Annotated in this window: 15 protein-coding genes; 8 read left to right on the top strand and 7 right to left on the bottom strand. The window is 62.5% G+C overall.

The window, feature by feature from the left end; all coding sequences use genetic code 11:
* Window positions 1-155: 155 nt before the first annotated feature.
* On the top strand, window positions 156-386 hold the full coding sequence (locus tag QCE58_RS17660) for a hypothetical protein (RefSeq protein ID WP_008347150.1): 231 nt from the start codon (window positions 156-158) through the stop codon (window positions 384-386).
* Between the two features lie 8 nt (window positions 387-394).
* Here QCE58_RS17660 and QCE58_RS17655 read toward each other — a convergent pair whose 3' ends face one another.
* Complete coding sequence (locus tag QCE58_RS17655) at window positions 395-1,162, bottom strand: SDR family oxidoreductase (protein ID WP_008347148.1); 768 nt, start codon at window positions 1,160-1,162, stop codon at window positions 395-397.
* A 72-nt stretch (window positions 1,163-1,234) separates the two neighbouring features.
* Window positions 1,235-1,735 (bottom strand): hypothetical protein, encoded by a 501-nt coding sequence (locus QCE58_RS17650; protein ID WP_008347146.1) that lies wholly within the window; start codon window positions 1,733-1,735, stop codon window positions 1,235-1,237.
* A 374-nt stretch (window positions 1,736-2,109) separates the two neighbouring features.
* Between QCE58_RS17650 and QCE58_RS17645 the strand changes: the two genes are divergently transcribed.
* The 3 genes from QCE58_RS17645 (at window position 2,110) to QCE58_RS17635 (ending at window position 5,127) form a co-directional block, all read left to right on the top strand.
* Window positions 2,110-2,814 carry a glutathione S-transferase N-terminal domain-containing protein gene (locus QCE58_RS17645; RefSeq protein WP_008347144.1) on the top strand — a complete coding sequence of 235 codons (705 nt, stop codon included), beginning with the start codon at window positions 2,110-2,112 and terminating at the stop codon, window positions 2,812-2,814.
* 178 nt (window positions 2,815-2,992) lie between these two features.
* A complete protein-coding gene (locus tag QCE58_RS17640) occupies window positions 2,993-4,540 on the top strand; it encodes a methyl-accepting chemotaxis protein (protein WP_250522116.1) in 1,548 nt (515 codons plus the stop codon).
* 311 nt (window positions 4,541-4,851) lie between these two features.
* A complete protein-coding gene (locus tag QCE58_RS17635) occupies window positions 4,852-5,127 on the top strand; it encodes a hypothetical protein (RefSeq protein ID WP_008347139.1) in 276 nt (91 codons plus the stop codon).
* Between the two features lie 92 nt (window positions 5,128-5,219).
* Here the strand turns inward: QCE58_RS17635 and rpoD are convergent, their stop codons facing one another.
* From rpoD to QCE58_RS17610, 5 genes are all read right to left on the bottom strand, one after another.
* Window positions 5,220-7,226, bottom strand: a complete 2,007-nt coding sequence (gene rpoD, locus QCE58_RS17630; protein ID WP_250522115.1) for an RNA polymerase sigma factor RpoD — start codon at window positions 7,224-7,226, stop codon at window positions 5,220-5,222.
* Window positions 7,227-7,505: 279 nt separating this feature from the next.
* On the bottom strand, window positions 7,506-8,828 hold the full coding sequence (locus QCE58_RS17625; RefSeq protein ID WP_309779965.1) for a replication protein O: 1,323 nt from the start codon (window positions 8,826-8,828) through the stop codon (window positions 7,506-7,508).
* A gap of 317 nt (window positions 8,829-9,145) precedes the next feature.
* Window positions 9,146-10,117: a ParB/RepB/Spo0J family partition protein gene (locus QCE58_RS17620; protein WP_008347132.1), complete on the bottom strand. Its 972-nt coding sequence runs from the start codon at window positions 10,115-10,117 to the stop codon at window positions 9,146-9,148.
* Complete coding sequence (locus tag QCE58_RS17615; protein ID WP_008347131.1) at window positions 10,118-11,296, bottom strand: ParA family protein; 1,179 nt, start codon at window positions 11,294-11,296, stop codon at window positions 10,118-10,120.
* A 173-nt stretch (window positions 11,297-11,469) separates the two neighbouring features.
* Window positions 11,470-12,951, bottom strand: coding sequence for a site-specific integrase (locus tag QCE58_RS17610; RefSeq protein WP_250522182.1), 1,482 nt, complete (start codon window positions 12,949-12,951; stop codon window positions 11,470-11,472).
* A gap of 697 nt (window positions 12,952-13,648) precedes the next feature.
* On the opposite strand from QCE58_RS17610, the gene QCE58_RS17605 reads away from it, so the two are divergent.
* From QCE58_RS17605 to QCE58_RS17590, 4 genes are all read left to right on the top strand, one after another.
* Window positions 13,649-14,992 (top strand): Nramp family divalent metal transporter, encoded by a 1,344-nt coding sequence (locus QCE58_RS17605; RefSeq protein WP_250522113.1) that lies wholly within the window; start codon window positions 13,649-13,651, stop codon window positions 14,990-14,992.
* A 37-nt stretch (window positions 14,993-15,029) separates the two neighbouring features.
* The gene (locus QCE58_RS17600; protein WP_250503424.1) at window positions 15,030-16,193 is read left to right on the top strand and encodes a dienelactone hydrolase family protein; all 1,164 of its coding nucleotides are present in this window, start codon (window positions 15,030-15,032) and stop codon (window positions 16,191-16,193) included.
* A 157-nt stretch (window positions 16,194-16,350) separates the two neighbouring features.
* Window positions 16,351-20,034 (top strand): autotransporter outer membrane beta-barrel domain-containing protein, encoded by a 3,684-nt coding sequence (locus tag QCE58_RS17595; protein WP_250522112.1) that lies wholly within the window; start codon window positions 16,351-16,353, stop codon window positions 20,032-20,034.
* A 43-nt stretch (window positions 20,035-20,077) separates the two neighbouring features.
* Window positions 20,078-22,384, top strand: coding sequence for a cytochrome P450/oxidoreductase (locus tag QCE58_RS17590; protein WP_250522111.1), 2,307 nt, complete (start codon window positions 20,078-20,080; stop codon window positions 22,382-22,384).
* Window positions 22,385-23,386 lie beyond the last annotated feature (1,002 nt).

Below are 23,386 nucleotides of genomic sequence, written 5' to 3'. Positions count from 1 at the left end.
CCGCCCGCACGCGGAATTCACCGATTCGCACGAGCGTGTCTCAGGCCATATGATGCTCGAATCGGCAGAACGCGTCATGCGGCGATAGCGCTGCGCCGCAACATAAACGGCCGCTGATACATCGGCGCATCAGAACGAAAATCAGGAGACAGCGGATGGCGAAGATCGCTTACGAAGACTTCGAGCGACAGATCGTGCAGCATCACCTCATCAAGGGCAACGTGTACGAGAACGGCGCGGCGCTCGTCGAGCGCGCGAACAGGTGGATTGCCGAGAACGACGTCGACGTGCTGAACGTCGAGAGCCTCTCGACGTTCGGCGCCGGCGACGATACCAGCGTGAGCCATTGGTACTCGGGCATTCGCGTCTGGTATCGGATCGCGTAGAAGAAGAATCAGCCGCGGCCGACGAACGGCATCTTGGTGGCCATCACGGTGTGGAACAGCACGTTGGCTTCGAGCGGCAGGTTCGCCATGTAGAGCACCGACTGGCCGACGATCTTCACGTCCATCATCGGTTCGATGGCGATCTCGCCGTTCGCTTGCGGCACGCCCTTCGACATGCGCTCCGATAGCTCGGTGAAAGCATTGCCGACATCGATCTGACCGACCGCGATGTCGTACTTGCGGCCATCGAGCGATGCGGTCTTCGTGAGACCTTGCACCGCGTGCTTCGTCGCCGTGTAGGCCGCCGAATTGGGGCGCGGCGCGCTCGCGGAAATCGAACCGTTATTGATGATGCGGCCGCCCGTGGGCGTTTGCGCCTTCATCGTGCGGAATGCTTGCTGCAGGCAATAGAACATGCCGTTCAGATTGATATCGACGACGTTCTTCCATTGCTCGGGCGTCCAGTCCTCGAACGGTCCCGGCGGATTCGTCACGCCAGCGTTGTTGAACAGCAGATCGACGCGGCCGAAGCGCTCGACCGCCGCCTTGAAGAGCTTCTCGACCGATTGCGGATCGGAGACGTCGGTCGGCACGGCGAGCGCGCGCTCCGCTGCATTCGATTCGCCGATCACCGCGTCGAGCGGCGCGGGACGTCTTCCGGCAAGCACGACCGACCAGCCGTCGCCGAGCAAGGCCAGCGCCGCCGCACGGCCGATTCCGCTTCCCGCTCCGGTGACGATGGCGATTCGTTGAGACTGCTTGGCTGCGTCAGACATGTCGGCGTTCTCCTGTTGTCGGGCGCGCGACACTTTGCGCGCGCCTTTGGGGAGAACATTATCGACGATGATTCAGCGATTCCGCGACGCTTCCGTCGTAACGGCGCCGGCCGTCGTCTTGCTCGCGCCGCTGCCGTCGCAGAAGACGGCCGTCATCATCATCGGCACGACCTGTTTGACGACCGCCGTGCTGCCCGATTCGCGCACCTTCGCCTCGACCGTTTCCGACGCGGCGAGCACCACGACGCCATACGCGGAATCGTTGATCGGCTGGCCGCTGCCGCGCTTGAACATGTCGTCGCCGTGCTCGTAGCCCAGCACGGCATACACGCGAAAGCCGTAAGCGGTGAGCTCGCTTCCCTGGGTCGGCTTGAACGCGTTGACCGAATTCGCCTCGACGCGCATGGGGCGCGCGTCGATGGATTTATCGGCGACGAGCGGTGCGATGAAGTTGTGCGCGCTGGACTTGCAGTCGAGCTGGCTTTCGAGAGACGTGGCGGTGCACAGGCTGGGCAGCAGTCCCCCGACCACGGCAGCGATTGCGGTAAGCGTTGCGAGAGGAGCGGTTTTCATGGCAGCGTAACCAACGGTTCGTAAGGCCGGCACGGATTCCCGGGCACCCGTGCCGATGCAATAACCGAGCCAGTGGACCGGCCCGCACGTCGCGTTCGCGCTGCACATTCCCGCAAGGGCTTGGTTTCTTCGTTGTTCGTTGACTTCTTGACCTTCGCGCTGCGCGCAATCCTCGTATCGATGCTGCGATTCCTACAATCGCTTTTGTAGTCGAGGCAAGAACAGATTCCGCGTTTCGACATACGTCGTCTGTACGAGATCCCTCAATCTTTTCCTGTCGATGCGGCAAGCGGATGACAGCGCGCGATGGTGTCTTCGACGCAGGAAAGCCGCGAAATCGTTATATTCGGCGCTTCGACCTTCGAGGACTCTAAATGACCGCGCTTGCCGATTTCCCCATCACCCGCAAATGGCCCGCTCAGCATCCCGAGCGCATTCAGCTCTATTCGCTGCCGACGCCCAATGGCGTGAAAGTCTCGATCATGCTCGAGGAAACCGGCCTGCCTTACGAGCCGCATCTCGTGCGCTTCGACAAGAACGATCAGATGTCGGACGAGTTCCTGTCGCTCAATCCGAACAACAAGATTCCCGCGATCATCGATCCGGACGGACCGAACGGCGAGCCGATGCCGCTCTTCGAATCCGGTGCGATTCTTGTCTATCTCGCGGCGAAGAGCGGCCAGTTGATGCCCGACGATGTGGCGAAGCGCTACGAAACGCTGCAATGGCTGATGTTCCAGATGGGCGGCGTCGGCCCGATGTTCGGGCAGGTCGGCTTCTTTCACAAGTTCGCGGGCAAGGATTACGAGGATAAGCGTCCGCGTGCGCGCTACGTCGCCGAATCGAAGCGGCTTCTTGGTGTCCTCGACAAGCGGCTCGAAGGTCGCGACTGGATCATGGGCGACGAGTACAGCATCGCGGATATCTCCACGTTTCCGTGGGTGCGCAATCTGATCGGCTTTTACGAAGCGCGCGAGCTGGTGGATTTTCACGAGTTCAAGAACGTCGAGCGCGTGCTCGACGCGTTTCTCGCGCGGCCTGCGGTGAAGCGCGGACTGGAGATTCCGAAGCGCGATTGATTGCGGGGCATCGGTCGCTTTCGTTGGGAACGCGCACGCAAAGGTTTGCGGCGCGTGACCGCGGCGCTTGTCACACAAACGTCGTCGACGATCGGTAGATTGCGCTCTCCATAAAAGTCCGATGATTGGCCGCTGCGCGCCTCCGGACTTCTCCGCGCACGTTTCTCTTCTACCGAACATGTCAAAGTTCACCGTCAAGGCGCGCCTCGCGATCGTCATGGGCGCGGTCGCCGCCGTGCTCGTTGCGGTCGGCAGCGTCGGATTATTCGGCGTCCAGCGAAGCAATGCCACGCTACGCCACGTCTTCGAAGGGCGCGTGCAAGCGCTGCAGACCATTTCCACGATCGACGAACTCATCACGCAAAGCCAGTTCGCGATCAGCGACGCCGTGCTCGATCCATCGGCGCAAAAGACGCAAGCCGTGGTCGCATCGACGCAGCAGCGCGTCGCAAATATCGATGCCCTGCTCGGCCGCTATCTGCGCTATCCGCTCGATTCGACCGAAGCGCCGCTCGCAAGGCGCCTCGCCGCCGACTGGGCGACACTGCGCGACAAAGGCTTTCGTCCGTCGACGGATCTGCTCGCCGCCAACAATTTGGCCGAAGCACAGTGGATCGTCACGCAGCAGATCGAGCCGCAAGCGAAGCGCGTCAAGAAGGAAAGCACCGATCTGCGCGCGTTTCAGCTCACCGCCGCACAGCAGGAATACGACGACGCGCAACGCGTGAGCCGCATCGTGCAATGGAGCGTGGGCGCGTGCATCGGGGCGGGCGTGGCGCTCGTCGGCTGGCTCTGCTTTTCGTTGGCGCGCTCGCTCATGCGCCAGCTCGGCGGCGAACCGGAACTCGCGGCAAGCGTGGCGCGGCGCGTCTCGCAAGGCGATCTGCTGACCGATGTGCCCGTCGCGCGCGGCGACACGCAAAGTGTGATGTACGCGATGAGCCTGATGCGCAGCCAGCTCGCGTCGATGGTCGGCGACATCAAGCGCTCGACGCAGACCATCGGCGTCGCGGCGGCGGACATCACCGAGGGCAACCACGCGCTGTCCGCGCGCACCGAGGAACATGCGGCGAGCTTGCAGCAGACGTCGGCGAGCATGGAGCAGATCGCATCCACCGTTCGCGCGAACGCCGATCACGCGAATCGCGCGCGCGAGTTGGCGAGGGAAGCGTCTGGGCGCGCGAAGGATGGCGAACGCGCCGTCGCCGATGCAATCGCGCGCATGACGGATTTGTCGTCGCGTTCGGCGCAGATCGGGCAGATTACGAGCGTGATCGAATCCATCGCGTTTCAGACGAATCTGCTCGCGCTGAACGCGGCGGTCGAAGCGGCGCGAGCCGGGTCGCTCGGACGTGGCTTTGCTGTCGTCGCCGAGGAAGTTCGCGCGCTCGCGCGACGCTCGTCGGCCGCGGCGAAGGAAATCTCGCAATTGACCCGCGAAGTGAACGCGCACGTCGAATCGAGCGGCTCGACGGTCATGCGCGCGGGCACGACGCTCGCCGATCTGCTCGCTTCCGTCGACGCCGTGTCGATGCTCGTCGAAGCGATCGCGACGGCTTCGCGCGAGCAAAGCAGCGGCATCGACGAAGTGAACGACGCGGTATCGCGGATGGATCGTTTGATGCAGAAGAACGCCACCCTCGTGAACGAAGCGGCGACGGCCGCGCACGCGCTCGACGCGCAGGCGCGCGAACTCGGGCAAACCATCCAGGCATTCCGCATTTAGGCTTTTTTGACGCGGCCGGCGCGAATTTTTTTACCGGTTCAGAATGGGAGACGAAGCAACGCGCGAATTTCGTACGCCGGGTCAAATGCGTTACGCATCAACGCGTTGGCCCGGCGATGCTCAGGATATCCACAATCTTGCCCACCGATTCTGTGGACAAGCATTCGTCCGTTCCAGCCGTCACGAGTTCGCCGAACGCATGATTTGTCAATGCGAATCTGACGATGGTGACGCCAATGGATGCCCTCCTCTACCCTTCTCGACGCCGCGCCCGGCGCCTTTCGCTAGCTGCGGCTGCCGGCATGATCTGCATGGCGGCTCACGCGCAAACGCAATGCCCCGGCTACGTCGAAACCGACGCCGGCAGCGCGTTCGATATCGCGTCGATGATTCGCGACGCCGGCTCGCCGCAATCCGCGCTCGACAAGCTGCGTAACGCGGTGGCGAAAGTGAACGCCGGCGGCGGATGCTCGATCTTTCGCGACCGCCTCGCCTGCGAGGAAACGCTCACGCTCGCAAACAAGGCGATCGTCGCGTTGCAGGCGTGCGCGTCGTCAAGGATGCCTAAAGGCACGACGCACGGCTGATGTCATCGCGCAAATAAAAAAGCGCGTGCCGCCATTTCTGGCGGCACGCGCTTCAGAGTTCGCCCGAACGTCAGTCCAGGCGGCCCGCAAGATCAGCGATCCAGGAACGGACGCAGCTTGTCGGCGCGGCTCGGATGCATGAGCTTGCGCATCGCCTTGCTCTCGATCTGGCGAATGCGCTCGCGCGTCACATCGAACTGCTTACCCAGTTCTTCGAGCGTATAGTCCGAAGCCGTGTCGATGCCAAAGCGCATGCGCAGCACCTTCGCCTCGCGCGGCGACAGCGCGTTGAGCGCATCGTCGATCGCGGCGCGCATGTTCGCGTGCACGGCGGCCTCTGCCGGGGAAGCAGCGCCCTGATCTTCGATCATGTCGCCAAGCGTTGCATCGGCATCTTCGCCGACCGGCGTTTCCAGCGACACCGGTTGCTTCGCGATCTTGAGAATGCCGCGGATCTTCTCTTCCGGCATTTCCATGCGCTCGGCCAGCACCGACGGATGCGCTTCCAGGCCCGTCTGCTGCAGGATCTCGCGCGAGATGCGGTTCAGCTTGTTGATCGTTTCGATCATGTGCACCGGCACGCGGATCGTGCGCGCCTGATCGGCGAGCGAACGCGTCACGGCCTGACGAACCCACCACGTCGCATACGTCGAGAACTTCCAGCCACGGCGATATTCGAACTTGTCCACCGCCTTCATCAGACCGATGTTGCCTTCCTGAATCAGATCCAGGAACTGCATGCCGCGATTGACGTACTTCTTCGCAATCGAGATGACGAGACGCAGGTTCGCTTCGATCATCTCGCGCTTGGCCTGACGCATCTTCAATTCGGCAGCCGTCATCTGACGGTTGATCTTCTTCAGTTGCTGCAGCGGCATCTCGACGACGCCTTCGATGTCGATGAGCTTCTGCTGCTCTGCCTGAATCGCCGGCAGGCTGCGCTCGAGCGACGCGCCGTATTGCTTCGAAGCCGCCGACGCACGTGCCGTCCATTCGAGATCGGTCTCGTGACCGACGAACGATTCGACGAACTTGTCGCGCGGCATGCCGCAACGATCCACCGCGATCTGCAACACGCGACGTTCGATGTCACGCACCTGCGCGACCTGCTGCTGAACGTTCGCGCACAGGCGGTCGATGGTCTTCGCCGTGAAGCGGATCGAACCGAGCTCGCGCTGGATTTCGGCTCGAGCCTTTTCGACAGCCTTCGCCGCAGCGGCACCCGAACCCTTAGGACTGCTCGCCTGTTCCGCCAGCTCGCGCACGCGTGCGAAGATCTCCAGACAGTCGGCCTTCAGTTGCTTCAGACGCGCTTCGTTCGATGCAGCGGAATCGCCAGCGCCATCGAGATCGTCGTCGTCGTCTTCGTCGCTGTCGGATTCGTCGGTATCCGTATCGATTTCGGCGGACTCGGTCGTATCGGAAGCCGACATGTCTTCATCTGCCGTGTCCTCTTCCTTCAGGCCATCGACCAGTTCGTCGATCTTCAGCTCGCCCGATTCGACTTGCGCCGCGTCCGCGAGAATCGTCGCGACCGTCGACGGGCACGCCGCGATCGCCTGAATCATCTCGTGCAGCCCGTCTTCGATGCGCTTCGCAATCGCGATTTCGCCGGCGCGCGTGAGCAGCTCGGTCGCGCCCATTTCACGCATGTACATGCGAACCGGGTCGGTCGTGCGGCCGAATTCGGAATCGACGGTCGACAGCGCGTTTTCCGCTTCTTCGTCCGATTGCTCGTCCGTCACCACGCTTGGGGCGTTGTCGCTCAGCAGCAGCGTTTCGGCGTCCGGCGCCTGCTCGTAGACCGCGACACCCATATCGCGGAACGTGCTGACGACGGTTTCCATCGCCGCCGTTTCAGCGAAGTTATCCGGAAGGTGGTCGTTGATCTCGGCGTGCGTGAGATAGCCGCGCTCCTTGCCCAACTGGATGAGCGCGCGCATCTGACGCTGACGCTCTTCATTCTGTTCGGCGGTCATCGCGACATCGGGCTGTATCGTGCCGGCCTGGCCCTTCCCTTTGTTCGCCCGCCGGCCCGGTGCCTTGCGCGCCGGCGCGACGATATCCAGCTCCGAATCTTCCCGATCAAAACTTGCCATACTTTCTCCTCGACAGGTTTGCTCGGCGACGACAGATCCCCGGGAGCGAGCGTAACGGCTCGCGATGATTTCGATGACAGCTTCGACCACGGACGGCTTGCTGAAAATCGCATCGAGCAAAGCACGCAAACCGCATCCAGACGCGGTGTTTGCGTTTTCCAATCGCCCATTCAGGCGCAACCTTAGAGTATATCAGCTTTTGCTGCGACGCAGCAGCCTAATTCAAAAAAGTTTCGGGGGCGGTCTCACGTCGATTCATCTGATGTTTTGGCCGCCCGTTCAGCACGAACTCGTACCCGGTGAATCGCGAAAATTGGTTGATGGCGCCGCACCGAGCACCGCCTGCAAAAGCGAACTCAAAGGGGCGATAGCGGACTTGTCCTTCAGCATTGGTCGCGCCACGTCCCTTGGTTTCGCAGATGGGGTCCCGCCCACGCTCTTCAAGCGGAGAAGCGCTTTGATGTCGCTCAGGCGCGCTTCGGATGTGCGCTGGAGGTCGGTCGGGACTGCGGCTCGAGGCGTCGGGAAATCGACGTGAGAGCCGAAGCGATCTTTGTCGTCGAGCAGGATGTGACCTGCCTCAAAGGCCGCAACGAAATCTTTCTGCCATGTGCCCGCATGGACGCGCGGATGCGGCTCGTCGCGATGGCAGATGACGATGGAACGGGCGTCGTCGGAGACGCGGTAGCGGCGCAAGCCGTCGCGGCTGACGAATGACCGGCCGGCCAAACCGCCTACAACTTCATCTGTGCGCGCAGAAGTCGTTCGCTCGATTTGCTGCTGCACGTGGGCTTCGCGCTGGCTTCGCGCCCGATAGGCGAAGTCGACCGGGACTCGCAGAAGGGTGCGAAGGTAGCTGATCGGATGCGTTGCGCGTTGCAAGGGTGCCCAACTTGCTTCGACGACATCGGAGAGAAGCTTGCCGTGGGCTTTCGCTTCTCGCATCAGTTTGAAGATCAGGAATTCACGAAATCCCAGAGGCACGAGGCGTTGCAGATCGGCGGGAAGTCGTCCTGGTTGTCTCTTTTGAGTATTAGGGAGTAGATCCTTATATATAGCACCGTCTGCCACGGTGACAGACGGATGGCCGTCAGAAAAGCCGGCTTGTGCGTCTGACGCGCTCTCCCGATGTTGAGCGGGCTGCGTAGTGGTCGCATCGGCTACGTCAACGAGTCCGAGCAAAGCGGCTGCCTTCTGCGTCAGGTGGATATATGCGCGACCAAACAGGCCGGCAGCGCCATAGCGGGTCTGAGGCGGCCGGATGATAAACCCGGCGCCCTGGAGGTCGTCCATGCTGCGATAGAAGGTCCGCATGGATTGCTGGGCCCGGCCCGTGAGCAGTTCGCGCCGCGCGAAGATGGGTGCGAACGGACGAGATGCGTCGACTGTGCGGGCCAAGGCGGCGAGCAGGGCACGCGCGCGTGCAGGCAACGCCGTCGTGTGCGTGGCTCGATGAGCGGCCCGGAAAATGACCCAAGGCAGATTCGAACGATCACAAGCGTACTCATCGAGAGCTTCTTGATCGGCAACCGCTGAAGACGGTCCAGAGTTTTTTAGGCGAGAAAGAGCCTCGCCTGCAACGGAAAGTTGCGCGATACGCATGTCAAGTACGTCCATTTCGAAAAATGGAAGACAAATGCTTGACTGCTAATCGCGTTCCGCTAAACTTCGAGTTGCGTACTCGTGACCCGATTGGCGTCGGGAAGCGGACCGGGCGATAAGCAGTTAAGCCCGATATTCAAAAGCCTTCGGTTGGCGCCGAAGGCTTTTGTCTTTGTGGAACTTGTTCGTTACATAGCACCCTCAGGTTTGCCACTACGCTAAGTCTCTTATTTGCAAAGAGGTTCTACTAGGTTCAGTGTCAACGACTTTCCGGTTCTCGTTAAGTCATTGATTTAAAAGAAAACTCTAGTAGAGCCTCAGTCTTGCTCCGATTCACTTAGTGTCTTGTTGATGAAGTCAGCAATGCGCTGTCCCCATTGCTCTGCGTCGCCCGCGTCCTTCTCGAAGAAACGAACTCCCACCACACCATTTCGCGTGGACACTTCGCAGACCTTCCTGCGGCCCGCTCGGACCACTGTTGCGCTTGGAGTCACTGCGCGCGGCTTTTCCGCGACGAGGGCGACCGCCTTGTCCTGCGTAAAATTCTCGTCTTCGACCAACCGTCGGACGGCTTCGACGACCTTTTCCGCCTTGCCGGCTTCTGTTAGCGCCGCGAGCTTTTGCGCGGCATTGCTGCCGAGTCGCTCTGGCTTTTCGGCGAGTGCGGCTTTGGCTGCCTCTGGAAGGGCGTCGAATGAGAAGATTCGCGTGACGTGACTCTTGCTCAATCCGGCGCTCTCAGAAATTTCCGTGCGCGAGAGTCCGCTCAATTCCTGCAATCGTTTGAAGTTCCAATACTTCTCGAAATCCGTAAGCGATGGCGATAGCAGGTTCGAGAAAAACGCCGCGAACTCGATTTCCCCTTCTTCGATCGACGCAACGTTGGCGCGTATCGTCGATCGTCCGAGTTCCCGGTATGCAGCGACGCGGTTATGTCCCGCAACGATCTCGTAACGAGCATCCGGCAAAGCGCGCACCAGAATAGGCGTGGCGAGTGCGTGTTGTGCGAGATTGCTCTTCAACTCCTGGAACTGCTCGGCCGTGAGTTTGCGACGCCGTCCGCTGACTTCCACGAGCGCATCGAGCGGCACTTCGAGCGCCGCTCGTTCCTCGAGTTGGGACTCAAGTTCTTTGATGCGCGCCTGCGCCGTATTGATGCGATGCTGCGCATCCATCAACCGACCGGGAGACGTGCGCGGTTCCGTGCTGACTGGACGCGCTTGCGTTCCTTCTGTGGGCTTACTGCCGATGTTCGCTGTCTTGGCGAGGAGTCTGTCCCCGATGCCCATTTAATCCTCCGTCTGATTCCACGCGCGGGCGAACTGCGCGTCGAGATGCTCGGCGAGCCGGTCGAGCGGCTCTTTGAATCGGTTGTAAGCGGCCGTGCTGCCGTCCGGCTTCGACAAGTCATATACCGTCGACAATTGCGCCGACGCACCTTTTGGTACGGTCGACTCCGGAATCTCGAAAGGCAGGACGCGATCGCCGTATGCTTTCTGAAGCCAACCGCGCACAACACGCGACACGTCATCCGACTTGGCTTTGGTCAGAATCACGTTCACGAAGTCGAAGCGCTTTTGCTCGAGCACGCCCGGCAGCTTCTTGGCGATATCCGCAAAGAGATGCCAGAACTGTGTCGAGCTTGCGAAATCCAGCGCCTCGGGCGGGCAGGGCAGCAGAATCGCATCCGACGCGAGCAGCGCGTTGATGGTGAGATAGCTGAGCGCCGGAGGCGTGTCGATGACGACGGCGTCGTACTCTTCCGTCAGCGGCATGAGACCTTTGCGGACGATTTCCCAGAATTCGAACGTGCTGTCGTTCAGCACCTTGGCGGGAATCTCGAACTCCGCATCGAAGAGCGATGACGAAGCCGGGATGAGATCCAAGTTATGCCAGTACGTTTCCTGCACTGCATAGTGCAGCGTCTGCTGATCGCCGTAGATCAGCGGAAGAAGGGTCTGATCGTCCGAGATTTCGGCGTCGGGCGCCCAGCCGCATAGCTGTGTCGTCGTGCCCTGCGGATCGCAGTCGATGACCAGCACTCTGCGGCCGAGCAGCGTCAGGGCCTGTGCGGCCGAGACGGCGGTTGTGGTCTTGGCGACGCCACCTTTGAAGTTCGCGACGGTCACGATCCGCCCGCGCTTGCCTTCAGGCCGGCGGGGGCGTTCTTTCGTCGCGCGGATCCATGTGAGCGCTTCTTCGAGCGTGAATTCCTTGCTGCGGCCCGCGCCCTTGGACGTGCCCGCTGGCAGCTCGCCCTTGGTCGTCAGGTACTGGAACCGCTGCTTGTCGATGCCGCAGAGCGACGCGACCTGCGCGCTCGTGAATGTTGGTGCGCTTTTGCGCGGATACGGCTCCAACATTGCATCGCGGATCTGATTGAGAATGTCAGTGGCTTGGGCGGCCACCCCCAAGAGAGTTTCGATCGAAACGGATTGATCGACTTCGGGAAGCCGAGCGCTTAGCATGGAATTCGCAGTCACTGGCGGGCCTGGGTAAGCAAATAATTCTTCGGTTTGTGGAAAACAAGCTGCAAACCGAAGAATAAACGGCGAACCGGTAAACCTCAAGTAAACTCTGAAGTGCTTGATCGCCCGCAGCGGACATTTTTACAACGCTCGACGCTCGTGTAAACGCGAAATTAGGACCGATCCGAAGGTTTTCGCGTTGACGAGATGCCGCGAATCAACTTCTCGATGCCAAGGAAACGCCCCGCGTCTTCGTTTTCCAGATACAGAGCGGTGGTCGAAACATCGGAATGGCCGAGTCCGGCGCTGACCTCGCGCAGATCCGCGCCGTGTCCGAGCGCGTGCGTCGAATGTGTGTGGCGCAGCCAATGCGTGCTCGCGCGAGTCAGGTGCCTGCCAGCGCCGGGCGCATGAGATTCCATCAATGCGGCCGCGTTCGAGAAAATCGTCTTGAAAATTTTCCCGATGCCGTCGGGCGTCAATGACTGTCCGCCGCGCGCCTGCGCGAGTATTGGCGTGCCTTCGGCGCAATCCAACGGGCGCGGCAATCCGCGCATCGCCAGGTTTTCGATGAGCGTTTCAACGACGATCGGCGGCAAAAGCACCGTCCGCGTCGCGCCGCGGCCGCCATCGACGGCAAGCCGCCAGACCACGCCGTCCACGCCGGAAAGACGCCCGGCGCTGAGCGCGTCGGTGGTTGCGAATGCGAGTTCGGCCCGTCGCAGGCCCGTGGCGTACGCGAGAAGCAGCGCCAATTTGTCGCGATGCTCGACGAACGAGTATTCGGTCCGCTCGACCGATTGCAACACGCATTTCCACTGCGTCAGATCGAGCGACCGCGTCGCCGAATCGAATACCGGCGGCGTCGCGACACGCGCAAATCCGGCAAACGGATTGGCCGCCAGATAACCTTCGCCGACGAGCCACTCGCACATGGCGCCCAATATCGACCGGGCCGTTTCGCGGCTGCGATCGGAAAGCGGGCCGGCAAAAGGGCGCCAGTCGGCAAAACAACGCTCAGGGCGACCCTTCGCGATCCAGCGCGCCGCCGGCTGCGGATCCGCGAGAAAAACACCGACGTACTGGGCGCAATCGGCTGCATCGAGAGACGAAATCGGCTTGCCTTTCTCGATCAACGCCCACAGCAGCAGGCGTTCCGCCTCCCGCCGATAGGCACGCCGCGTGTGCGTACTGTTTGACCGGGCCTCTAGCCAAGCGATGATCGCGCGGATGTCCGTATCGAATCGCGGGTGCGCGTGCGCCCGATTCGACCCTTTCGAGCCGTCGAGCGCCAGCGGAACCCGCAACGTATCAAGAGGAGAAATGGCGATCGAGTCGCTTGCGTCGACGTCCGCGCTTTGCGTCGACACGACGTCTCCGGGCTGCCACTGGCGCCGAGGCACGAGCGCGGCCGGCGAAAGCGTGTGGCGGAGTGCCTCGGCGTGGAGTTGCAGCCAGTCGACCACGCGTTGCGCGCCTTTTGGACCGAGCCGTGGCACGGCCGTATACCACCGATGCCGTCGCCGCTCGATGAGTTCGATGACATCCGCGAGCGTCGAAAGTCCGGCGGCAGTCAATCGCGCGGCGACGGCCGGCTCGAACCAGCCATCGACCGGATGATCCGGACGTGGATCCTGTGCGAGCGACGCCTCCATGCGCGCGAGCGCGTCCGCCTGCCGGCGACGCAATCGGGCGTTACGCGCCGCGCGCCGATCGAGAGCAGGCGAGCTCTCGGGCGGATAAGCCTCCTCGTAAAGCGCGAGCAGTTCCGATTCGCCGTACACGCCGTCCGGATCGATTTTTTCGCGGAACGCGTCGAGCGGCGGGGCGACGGCGGCGGGCGGCGGCTCGAACAGCGGGATGCTGCCGGGACGAAGCCGCAGCAGGTGAGCCGCGTCCGTGTCCCGTGCGCGGCGTGCGAGAACGGAAAGCGTGTCGCGCAGCGCCTCGATCAGCCGTCGAGTCGAGCGTACATCGGCGCTGGAATCGCCATACGATGCATGCAACTGTGCTTCGGAAACGCCGTCGAGATAACCGCGATAAAGCGCGAAGTGTTGACGCGTGAGACGGCTCGGCGCATTCGCCTGCCCCGAGTTATCTGCCAAGCGCTCTCTGGAGCGCCCTGTGTTGTCTGGCATTTATCCTTACGTTTCAGTGATTTGGGCCGAGGTTAGCAACCGAGTTCGAATTTGACAAGAAAAATCGCTACATCTGATAAGTCCGATTATCAGATGCGAAGCGCAGGGCTACGGCATCTGTAACCAACGCCCGTCCGATGCGCTTGAATGTTCACTCGCCGCGGCGCATATTTTCACAACATCCACAGCAGGTTTCCGCAGGAGAAACGAGCCGATGCTTGATCCTGTACGCCCCGCTTCGAAACCGCCCGAGCAGGACGACGCGTTCCGCCCGAGCCTCCCCGAGGTGTACGCGTCGGTTCATGTGCCCGAAACCGGCCGATGGATTCGGCGCTTCCTCGCGTTCGCGGGTCCCGGCTACATGATTTCGGTCGGCTATATGGACCCGGGCAACTGGGCAACCGACATCGCTGGCGGCTCGCGCTTCGGCTACACCTTGCTCGCCGTCATCCTGTTTTCGAACCTGATGGCGATTCTGCTTCAGGCGCTCGCCGTCCGACTGGGCGTCGCGACCGGGCGCGATCTGGCGCAAGCCTGCCGCGATCATTATCCGAAGCCGGTGAACTTCGCCCTGTGGCTCGCCTGCGAAGCGGCGATCGTCGCGTGCGATCTGGCCGAAGTGATCGGCACCGCGATCGCGCTGCAACTGCTCTTCGGCATCCCGCTGATCGCGGGCGCGCTCCTCACCGCGCTCGATGCCTTCCTTCTGCTGCTTCTCATCAACAAAGGCTTCCGTCTGCTGGAAGCCTTCGTCATCGCGCTTCTGGTCGTGATCGCGAGCTGCTTCGCGTTGCAGATCGCCGCTGCCGCGCCGCCGTTCGCCGAAGTCCTGCGCGGCTTCATCCCGTCGCCGCGCATCGTCGCCGATCGCGAAATGCTGTATGTCGCCATCGGCATCCTCGGCGCGACGGTCATGCCGCACAACCTTTACCTGCATTCGTCGATCGTGCAGACGCGCGCGTATGGCAAGTCCGTCACGGCCCGGCGCGCTGCGATTCGCTGGGCGACGATTGACAGCACCATCGCGCTGACGCTCGCGCTTTTCATCAACGCGGCGATCCTGATCGTCGCCGCCGCGGTGTTTCACGCGAACGGTCATGACGAGGTCGCGGAAATCGGCGATGCGTTCCGCCTGCTTTCGCCGCTCCTCGGCTTGAGCATCGCATCGACGCTCTTCGCGGTGGCATTGCTCGCGTCGGGCCTGAACTCGACCGTGACCGCGACGCTCGCCGGCCAGATCGTGATGGAAGGTTTTCTGCGCCTGCGCATACCGAACTGGGCGCGGCGTCTCATCACGCGCGCGATCGCCATCGTTCCCGTGATCGTCGTGACGGCGATCTACGGCGAAAAGGGCACCGGCCAGTTGCTCGTGCTGAGCCAGGTCATTTTGTCGATGCAACTGCCATTCGCCGTCATTCCGCTGGTGCGCTTCGTATCGGACCGGCGAAAAATGGGCGTCTTCGCGATTTCGCGCTGGACGAGCGCGCTGGCGTGGCTCGTCGCGGCCGTGATCGTCGCGCTGAACGTGAAGCTGCTCGCGGACACGCTGACGTCGTAAGCGCAAGAACAACCTCTATATATAAGGAGACGCAGATATGAGCGGCAGCTTCATCGACATCACGCTTCGCGACGGCACGATCATTCCGGCTTACGTCACGCAGCCCGCGAAAGGTTCGGGACCGGGCATCGTGTTGCTGCACGACGCGGCCGGCCTCGACGAATTCGTCATGCGCTCCGCCGATCTGTACGCCGAAGAAGGGTACGTCGTGATCGCGCCGCAACTTCCCGGGCACGATCCGCGACCCGGCGGTATCGCCGCGGACAATTTCGCGGCGCTCGTCGATGCCCTGCGCGCGTTGCCGCAGCACGCCGGCAAAGTGGGCGTGATCGGGTACGGGCGCGGCGGCCGCTTCGCGACGCGCATCGCCGCGCAGGCCGACGTCGATTGCGCCGCCTGCTACTACGCGGACGATTTCAGCGCCTGTCTCGCCGATATCCCGACGATCCGCTGCCCGATGGTCTTCCACTTCGCCGAACGCGCGGCGCACGATGCGCGCGAAGTCGAGCCGGCGCTCACGGGCAGACCGCACATCGAACGCTATGTTTATCCGGGCGCGTCGGCGGGCTTCATCGTTTCGGATTCCGCGCACTACGACAAACCCGCCGCGCTGATGGCGTACTCACGCACGCTTTCGATGTTGCGCAAGGTGCTCGGTCCGCACTTCGATCTGAATCACCTGTGGGAGCAGCACTGCTATTTCGAATTCGCCACGCGCGACGTCGACGCCGTCATGCCGACGATGGTCGCCGAGCCATACGTGAACCACGTCCCGACGATGACAGGCGGCGTTGGGCACGATCAGTTGAAGCGCTTCTATCGATATCACTTCGTCCACTCGAATCCCGCCGATACGAAGCTGATTCCGGTATCGCGCACGATCGGCGCGGATCGCGTCGTCGACGAATTCGTGTTCTGTGCGACGCATAGTTGCGAAATCGACTGGCTGCTGCCCGGCCTCGCGCCGACGGGAAAATACTTCGAGGTTCCGATGCTAGCCGTTATCCGCTTTCGCGGCGACAAGCTCTACAACGAGCATATCTACTGGGATCAGGCTTCGGTGCTGGTGCAGATCGGTGTGCTGAACCCCGAAGGGCTGCCGGTCGCGGGCCGGCGAACGGCCGAAAAGCTGATCGACGAAACATTGCCGAGCAACGCGTTGATGCCCAATTGGGCATCGAGCGAGGGCAAGCCCATCTGAAGCGGCAAGCGATCAAGCGGACATTGCTGACGCGCAATGCGTGGACTACTCTGAGCAAAAACGTTGACGAGAAGCAGCAATCAGCGGGCCGATCATCGTCGCAACGATGCGAAGCACTGCTGATAAAAATGAAATCGTCAGCGGAGCCGGAGAACCCATGCGCCGCTTTTCGCTTCCGATGCGATCGACGCCGCTCGCTCATGCGTTATCGCTTGCGTTCGGCGTGTCCTGTCTCGTTCGCGTGGCGCCCGCTGTCGCCGGGTGCGACAGGACTGCGCCGCAGTCCAATCAGACCGCGACTTGCGATACACGCTCGCCCAATCCTTCGAACGTATCGGTCATCGCGGTGCCGGGCAGCGTCAACGTGACGATCAATGTGTTGACGGGCGTCGAACTCGACATTGCCGGCAACGGGCTATTCGTGCGCAACACCAGCACGGCGACCAACGAGGGCACGTTGCAAATCACAGGTGACGGTTTCGACGCCATGACGTCGCAAAGCGCGACGACCGGGCGCAACACGCTCGTCAATCGCGGCGCGATCTTCACGGTCGGCACGAATTCGGAAGCGATGTTCAACAACGCCGCCGCCGTCACGATGCGCAACGAGGCAGGCGGCACGCTCACGACGAGCGGTGCAAGCGCTTCGGCTATGAACGACTTCGCCAGTCCGGGCGGCGGCACGTTGGTCAACGATGGCGCGATCGCGACGAGCGGGGCGGGTTCTCATGGCATGGCGGCGCGAACCAGCGGCGACACGCTCGTGAACAATGGCGCCATCACGACGACCGGCGCGAGCGCAAACGGCATGTTCGTGGCCGGTACACCGGGCCAGAACGTCGTGACCAACAACGGCACCATCGACGTGTCGGGCAACAACGCGTCCGGCATCGTTTCGCAGGATGCGACGCCCGGCGCGATCACCAACACAGGATCGATCGTCGCGCGTGGCGCGGGCGGGGCGGGCGTGTCGCTCGCGAATGCGGCGTCCGTCACGAATGCGGCGGGCGCGAGCATCGTCAGCCAGCAGGCGGGCGGCATCGTCGCGAATCGGGGTGGCGCGATCGACAACGCCGGCACGGTTCAGGGCGCGACCGGCGTGACGATTGCCAATGGCGCAGAAACGATCGGCAACAGCGGCGCGATTCGCGGCACGAGCGCGGAGGCGATTGCCGCGACCGGCAAGATCAACGTGTCGATCATCAATAGCGGGACCATTGCGGGGGGCGCGGGCGTCGCCGTACGCACCGATACCGGTAACGATACTTTCGACATGAACGGCGGCGTCATCACCGGACAGATTCGCCAGGGCGACGGCGCCGACACCGCCACGATGACAGGCGGACAGATCGATTCCATCGATCAGGGCGACGGGCGCGACACGTTCTCGATATCGGGCGGGCGCGTGCTTGGCACGCTCGCGAACGGCGACGTCGTGAAGATCACTGGCGGGCGCCTCGCAACGGTGGATTTGAATGTCGGAAACAACGTGTTCGACATGTCGGGCGGACAGGTCGACGGCAACGTGACCGCCGCGCAGAACGACGACACGTTCACGCTGTCGGGCGGGACGATCGGCGGACGCGTCGATCTCGGCAGCGGCACGAACTCGCTGGCGATCGCGGGCGGCTCGATCGGGCAAGGAGTGACGACGACTTTCGGCGTCGATACGCTGATCTGGAGCGGCGGCACGATCGCCGGGCCGGTGTCGCTCGGCGCGGGCAACGATTCGGCGGTGATCCGCAATCTGAACGACGCGACGCTCGCCGCGACCACGAGCTTCGATGGCGGTGCGGGCACCGATTCGCTCACGTTCGACAACGTGCAGGCAAGCGGCCTCGCGCGCTTTTCGAATTGGGAGACGGTGAACGCGTCGAACAATACGCAACTCACATTCGACGCGAAAGGTCTGACGCTCGGCGATGCCGCGACCGGAACCGGCGCGCTCAATCTCGACGCGACGAGCACGATTTTCGCGGGCGGCATCGGACGCACGTCGGTACAGCCGGCGATCGCGGGGCGACTTGTCGCGCTGAACAACGCGGGCACGATCGATCTGACGAACGGCGGTTCGAGCACGAGCGATGCGTTCGTGGTTAACGGCAACTACACGGGCAACGACGGACGGCTTCTCGTGCAGAGCGTGCTCGGCGCGGACGGCGCGCCGAGCGACCGGCTCGTGATCGCACAAGGCGCGGGTGCGGGAACGACGTCGATCGGCGTGACGAATGTCGGCGGCATCGGCGGGCTGACGGTGAACGACGGCATTCTGGTCGTGCAGGCGACGAACGGGGCGACGACGTCGGCGGGGGCGTTTTCGCTCGCACATCCGCTGGAGGTGGGCGCTTACAGGTATTTCCTGTTCAAGGGCGGTGTGAGTGACGGAACGGCGGACAACTGGTATCTGCGTTCGAGCGTGCCGCCCGCGCCTGCTGTGCCTGTGCCTGTGCCGACGCCGACGCCGGTGCCTACGCCAACGCCATCGCCGACGCCAACGCCAACGCCAACGCCAACGCCAACGCCGACGCCGACGCCGACGCCGACGCCGACGCCAACGCCAACGCCAACGCCAACGCCAACGCCAACGCCAACGCCAACGCCAACGCCAACGCCAACGCCAACGCCGACGCCAACGCCGACGCCAATGCCGACGCCAACGCCAACGCCAACGCCGACGCCGACGCCGACGCCAACGCCAACGCCAACGCCAACGCCAACGCCGACGCCGCCGTCCCCACCAACACTGACGCCGGCTCCGACGCCCACGCCCACGCCAAGTCCAACACCGACGCCAACGCCAGCCCCAACGCCCGAACCCGTACCAACCGCCGCCGCGGGCACACCACCGCTGCCGCCGCCACCGCCACCCGGCGCGGCGCCGATCCCGCTCTATCGGATGGAAGTGCCCGTCTACGCAGAGCTGTCGCCGATCGTCCGCGAACTCGCGATCCAGCAGATCGGCACATTCCACGAACGTCAGGGCGAGCAGTCGCTGCTGACCGAAACCGGCGCGCTGCCCGCCGCGTGGTCGCGCGTTTGGGGCGGCCACGCGACCCAGCACAACAGCGGCGCGGCCGATCCCGAATTCAGCGGCGGCATCGGCGGCCTGCAGGTCGGCCACGATATCCATGCCGATGCGACGCCGGCCGGTCATCGAAATCACTACGGCTTCTTCCTCGGCTTCGCGCGCGCGAGCGGCGACGTCGACGGCTTTGCACTCGGCTTTCCGAACTCGAGCGTCGGCCACCTGTCGATCAACGCGTACAGCGCGGGGCTGTACTGGACGCACATCGGCCCGGGCGGCTGGTACACCGACGCCGTGCTGCTCGGCAGTTCGCTCACCGCCGATCCGCAATCGAACCGCGGCGTCGGCGCGACGACGCACGGCAGCGCGTTCGCCGCATCGGTCGAAGCGGGTCTGCCGATTCCGCTATCCGCCCGCCTCGCGATCGAACCGCAAGCGCAACTCATCTGGCAACACGCGAATCTCCACGACATCGACGACGGCATTTCGTCCGTGTCCTTCGACCAAGCGAGCGGCTTCGTCGGCCGGCTCGGCGTGCGCCTCTACGGTCATTTCGATGCGGCCCGCACGACCTTCGAGCCGTATGTGACCGCGAACCTGTGGCGCTACTTCGGCGCGACGGACACCACGACGTTCGCGGGCACGACCGTCATTCCGACGAACGTCTCCGCGACGACCGCGCAATTCGGCGCGGGCATCGTCGCGAAAGTGAGCGCGCGCGGCAGTCTCTTCGCGAACCTCGTGTATTCGACGAACATCGGCGGTTCGCATCGCGATTCCATCGGCGGAGGATTGGGCGTGCGCTGGAAGTGGTGACGCGTTGCATACTGTGGTCACGCGAAAAAAACAGGAGACGAGCATGACCGCTGCGCCGCATTGCCCATTCCACGTCAAAGCACCGAACGGCTGCCCGATCAGCGCGGGCGCGGCCGAGTTCGATCCGTTCGGCGACGGCTATCAGCAAGACCCGCCCGAATACGTGCGATGGGCGCGCGAACAGGAACCGGTGTTCTACAGCCCGAAGCTCGGCTATTGGGTCGTCACGCGCTACGACGACATCAAGGCGATTTTCCGCGACAACATCACGTTCAGTCCGTCGATCGCGCTCGAGAAAATCACGCCGACCGGCCCGGAAGCGAACGCGGTGCTCGCGTCCTACGGATTCGCGCTGAACCGCACGCTCGTCAACGAGGACGAGCCCGCGCACATGCCGCGCCGCCGCGCGCTGATGGATCCGTTCACGCCAGAAGCGCTCGCGCATCACGAGCCGATGGTGCGTGCGCTCGCGCGCGAGTACGTCGATCGCTTCATCGACGATGGCCGCGCCGATCTCGTCGATCAGATGTTGTGGGAAGTGCCGCTCACCGTCGCGCTGCATTTTCTCGGCGTGCCCGAAGAAGACATGGACACGCTGCGCCGCTATTCGATTGCGCACACGGTCAACACATGGGGACGGCCGAAGCCCGAGGAACAGGTCGAAGTCGCGCACGCGGTCGGCAAGTTCTGGCAATACGCGGGCAAGGTGCTCGACAAGATGCGCGAAGATCCGTCCGGTCCCGGCTGGATGCAATACGGCATCCGCAAGCAGAAGGAGCTGCCCGAAGTCGTCACCGACTCTTATCTGCATTCGATGATGATGGCGGGCATCGTCGCCGCGCACGAGACGACGGCCAACGCGACCGCGAACGCGATGAAACTGCTGCTGCAACACCCCGACGCCTGGCGCGACATCTGCGACGACCCGAGCCTGATTCCCAACGCAGTCGAAGAGTGCTTGCGGCATAACGGCTCGGTCGCTGCATGGCGACGGCTCGCGACGAAGGACGTGACGATCGGCGGCATCGAGATCGCGGCGGGATCGAAGCTGTTGATCGTGACGTCGTCGGCGAATCACGATCAACATCAGTTCGCCGATGCCGATCTTTTCGACATCCGCCGCGAAAACGCCAGCGATCAGCTGACGTTCGGCTATGGCGCGCATCAGTGCATGGGCAAGAATCTCGCGCGCATGGAGATGCAGGTTTTTCTGGACGAGCTCACGCGCCGTCTGCCGCACATGCGCCTCGCCGAACAACGCTTCACGTATGTGCCGAACACGTCGTTTCGCGGGCCGGAGCATCTATATGTGGAATGGGATCCGGCGATGAATCCCGAGCGCGCCGATTCATCGGTGCGCGAGCCGCGCGCGGTCGTGCGGATCGGCGAGCCGTCGTCGCATGCGGTGAGCCGCGCGGTGATCGTCGATTCGGTCGAGACATGCGCGGATCGCATCGTGCGCGTGCGGCTCGTGTCGGCGAACGGACGCGATCTGCCGCGCTGGACGGCGGGCTCGCATATCGATGTCGTGTGCGGCGAGACCGGCATCTCGCGCCAGTATTCGCTGTGCGGCGATCCCGCCGACGCCCGCGCGTTCGAAATCGCCGTGCTGCGCGAGAGCGAGAGCCGTGGCGGTTCGGCGTGGGTGCACGAGAACGTGAAGCCGGGCGCGCACTGGCGCATACGCGGCCCGCGCAATCACTTTCGTCTCGACGAGACCGCCAAGAAGCTCGTGCTGATCGCGGGCGGGATCGGCATTACGCCGATCAGCGCGATGGCGCGTCGCGCGCGTTCGCTCGGCATCGACTACGAAGTGCACTACAGCGGACGCTCGCGCGCGTCCATGGCCCTTCTCGTTGAAATGCGCGCGCTGCACGGCGAGCGTCTGCGCGCGTACGTCTCGGAAGAGGGTGTGCGCAACGACTTCGCCGCGCTCGCCGTGGAGGAGGGCACGCGCGTTTATGCGTGCGGCCCGGCGCGGATGCTCGACGCGCTCGCCGACGCGAGCGCGTCGTGGCCCGAAGACGCGCTTCGAATCGAGCATTTCGAATCGAAGATCGGCACGCTCGATCCCGAAAAGGAACGCGCGTTCGAAGTCGAACTGAAGGATTCCGGCCTCGTCCTGACCGTCCCGGCCGATCAGACACTGCTCAGGACGCTCAGACGCGCGAACGTCGATGTTCAGAGCGACTGCGAAGAAGGGCTGTGCGGATCGTGCGAGGTGCGCGTGCTGGAAGGCGAGATCGATCACCGCGACGTGGTGCTGACCCGAGGCGAACGCCAGTCGAACAATCGCATGATGACGTGCTGTTCACGCGCGAAGGGCAAAAGGCTCGTTCTGGCGCTGTGAAGGTTTGGCCGAACGTCGGGCGGCTTTTGCTGCCGTCCGGCACAATTACTTTTTGTTGACGGATGTCAAAATGCCGCAGCAATTGGCAATCGATTAATGGCTCGCACTTTCATCATGGCGTCATATGTGTCCGAATAACCACGTCGATTAAAGATCGAATGGTTATACCCAGTAGTTAATTCGAATATAACGTTAAAGACGGCGCAAACCTTTTCAATGTAGCGCATGCTTCAAATGCCGGGCTTAGGTATTACCTAATTACCTGAATTCGCGCAAAGTGATCATACAACCGCGCAATTTTCACCGTAATATAGGATGATTATTGAACGTGCGTTCGAGTAATTCGCGAATTTCTTACATGAAAGATAAGCGGTTTTTCCGCGATCTAGGGTTTTTACCTACTAATATGAAATTTTTTACGCATGTTTTGCGTTTAGAATTGTTACTAATTTGGTGCGTCGCACAAGCACGCACGACCGAATAACTTCCGATAAACCTTGCTGCACGACTGCGCGAAATTCGCGCGGTGGAATTGCGTCTGCGCGATTTGCGCGGCAAGGCGAAAGAGAAGGGCGGTGCTGAACCTGAGAGATTTTATTAAAGGCCCATATAAATGGACCACGCAATTGGCTGCACGTTTGCCGCATCCCGTTCGGGATTTTCTATGCGGAAGAGACCGCGTCCTTCAGGCGAGGTCATCCCGCAGTCGGCGCGACGCCCTTTGAAAGTCGCTCGCTCAAGCATCGGACGGTCGGACATCGCTCCGCAATCGACGCTGCGCATCAATCGCCCGGGTTCGAATCGAACTCACCGAATCCATTCGTAATGGATGCGTTTCCGTATGGCGTGCATCGCTTCGCAAACGGAAGTCCGTTGACGCTTTCGCAGTTTCACGAGGATAGAAAATGACTGACGTAGTGATCGTATCGGCCGCGCGTACGGCGGTAGGCAAATTCGGCGGCTCGCTCGCGAAAATCGCGGCGCCGGAACTCGGCGCGACGG

It is taken from the genome of Caballeronia sp. LZ028 (assembly GCF_031451415.1).
Taxonomy (GTDB): Bacteria; Pseudomonadota; Gammaproteobacteria; order Burkholderiales; family Burkholderiaceae; genus Caballeronia; species Caballeronia zhejiangensis.
This window is presented reverse-complemented; position numbering and strand designations above follow the sequence as displayed.

Excerpts from the sequence above, each read along its gene's own strand:
- QCE58_RS17660 (WP_008347150.1), top strand. The coding sequence starts at position 156 with ATGGCGAAGATCGCTTACGAAGACTTCGAGCGACAGATCGTGCAGCAT.
- QCE58_RS17655 (WP_008347148.1), bottom strand. The coding sequence starts at position 1,162 with ATGTCTGACGCAGCCAAGCAGTCTCAACGAATCGCCATCGTCACCGGA.
- QCE58_RS17650 (WP_008347146.1), bottom strand. The coding sequence starts at position 1,735 with ATGAAAACCGCTCCTCTCGCAACGCTTACCGCAATCGCTGCCGTGGTC.
- QCE58_RS17645 (WP_008347144.1), top strand. The coding sequence starts at position 2,110 with ATGACCGCGCTTGCCGATTTCCCCATCACCCGCAAATGGCCCGCTCAG.
- QCE58_RS17640 (WP_250522116.1), top strand. The coding sequence starts at position 2,993 with ATGTCAAAGTTCACCGTCAAGGCGCGCCTCGCGATCGTCATGGGCGCG.
- QCE58_RS17635 (WP_008347139.1), top strand. The coding sequence starts at position 4,852 with ATGGCGGCTCACGCGCAAACGCAATGCCCCGGCTACGTCGAAACCGAC.
- rpoD (WP_250522115.1), bottom strand. The coding sequence starts at position 7,226 with ATGGCAAGTTTTGATCGGGAAGATTCGGAGCTGGATATCGTCGCGCCG.
- QCE58_RS17625 (WP_309779965.1), bottom strand. The coding sequence starts at position 8,828 with ATGCGTATCGCGCAACTTTCCGTTGCAGGCGAGGCTCTTTCTCGCCTA.
- QCE58_RS17620 (WP_008347132.1), bottom strand. The coding sequence starts at position 10,117 with ATGGGCATCGGGGACAGACTCCTCGCCAAGACAGCGAACATCGGCAGT.
- QCE58_RS17615 (WP_008347131.1), bottom strand. The coding sequence starts at position 11,296 with ATGCTAAGCGCTCGGCTTCCCGAAGTCGATCAATCCGTTTCGATCGAA.
- QCE58_RS17610 (WP_250522182.1), bottom strand. The coding sequence starts at position 12,951 with ATGGAGGCGTCGCTCGCACAGGATCCACGTCCGGATCATCCGGTCGAT.
- QCE58_RS17605 (WP_250522113.1), top strand. The coding sequence starts at position 13,649 with ATGCTTGATCCTGTACGCCCCGCTTCGAAACCGCCCGAGCAGGACGAC.
- QCE58_RS17600 (WP_250503424.1), top strand. The coding sequence starts at position 15,030 with ATGAGCGGCAGCTTCATCGACATCACGCTTCGCGACGGCACGATCATT.
- QCE58_RS17595 (WP_250522112.1), top strand. The coding sequence starts at position 16,351 with ATGCGCCGCTTTTCGCTTCCGATGCGATCGACGCCGCTCGCTCATGCG.
- QCE58_RS17590 (WP_250522111.1), top strand. The coding sequence starts at position 20,078 with ATGACCGCTGCGCCGCATTGCCCATTCCACGTCAAAGCACCGAACGGC.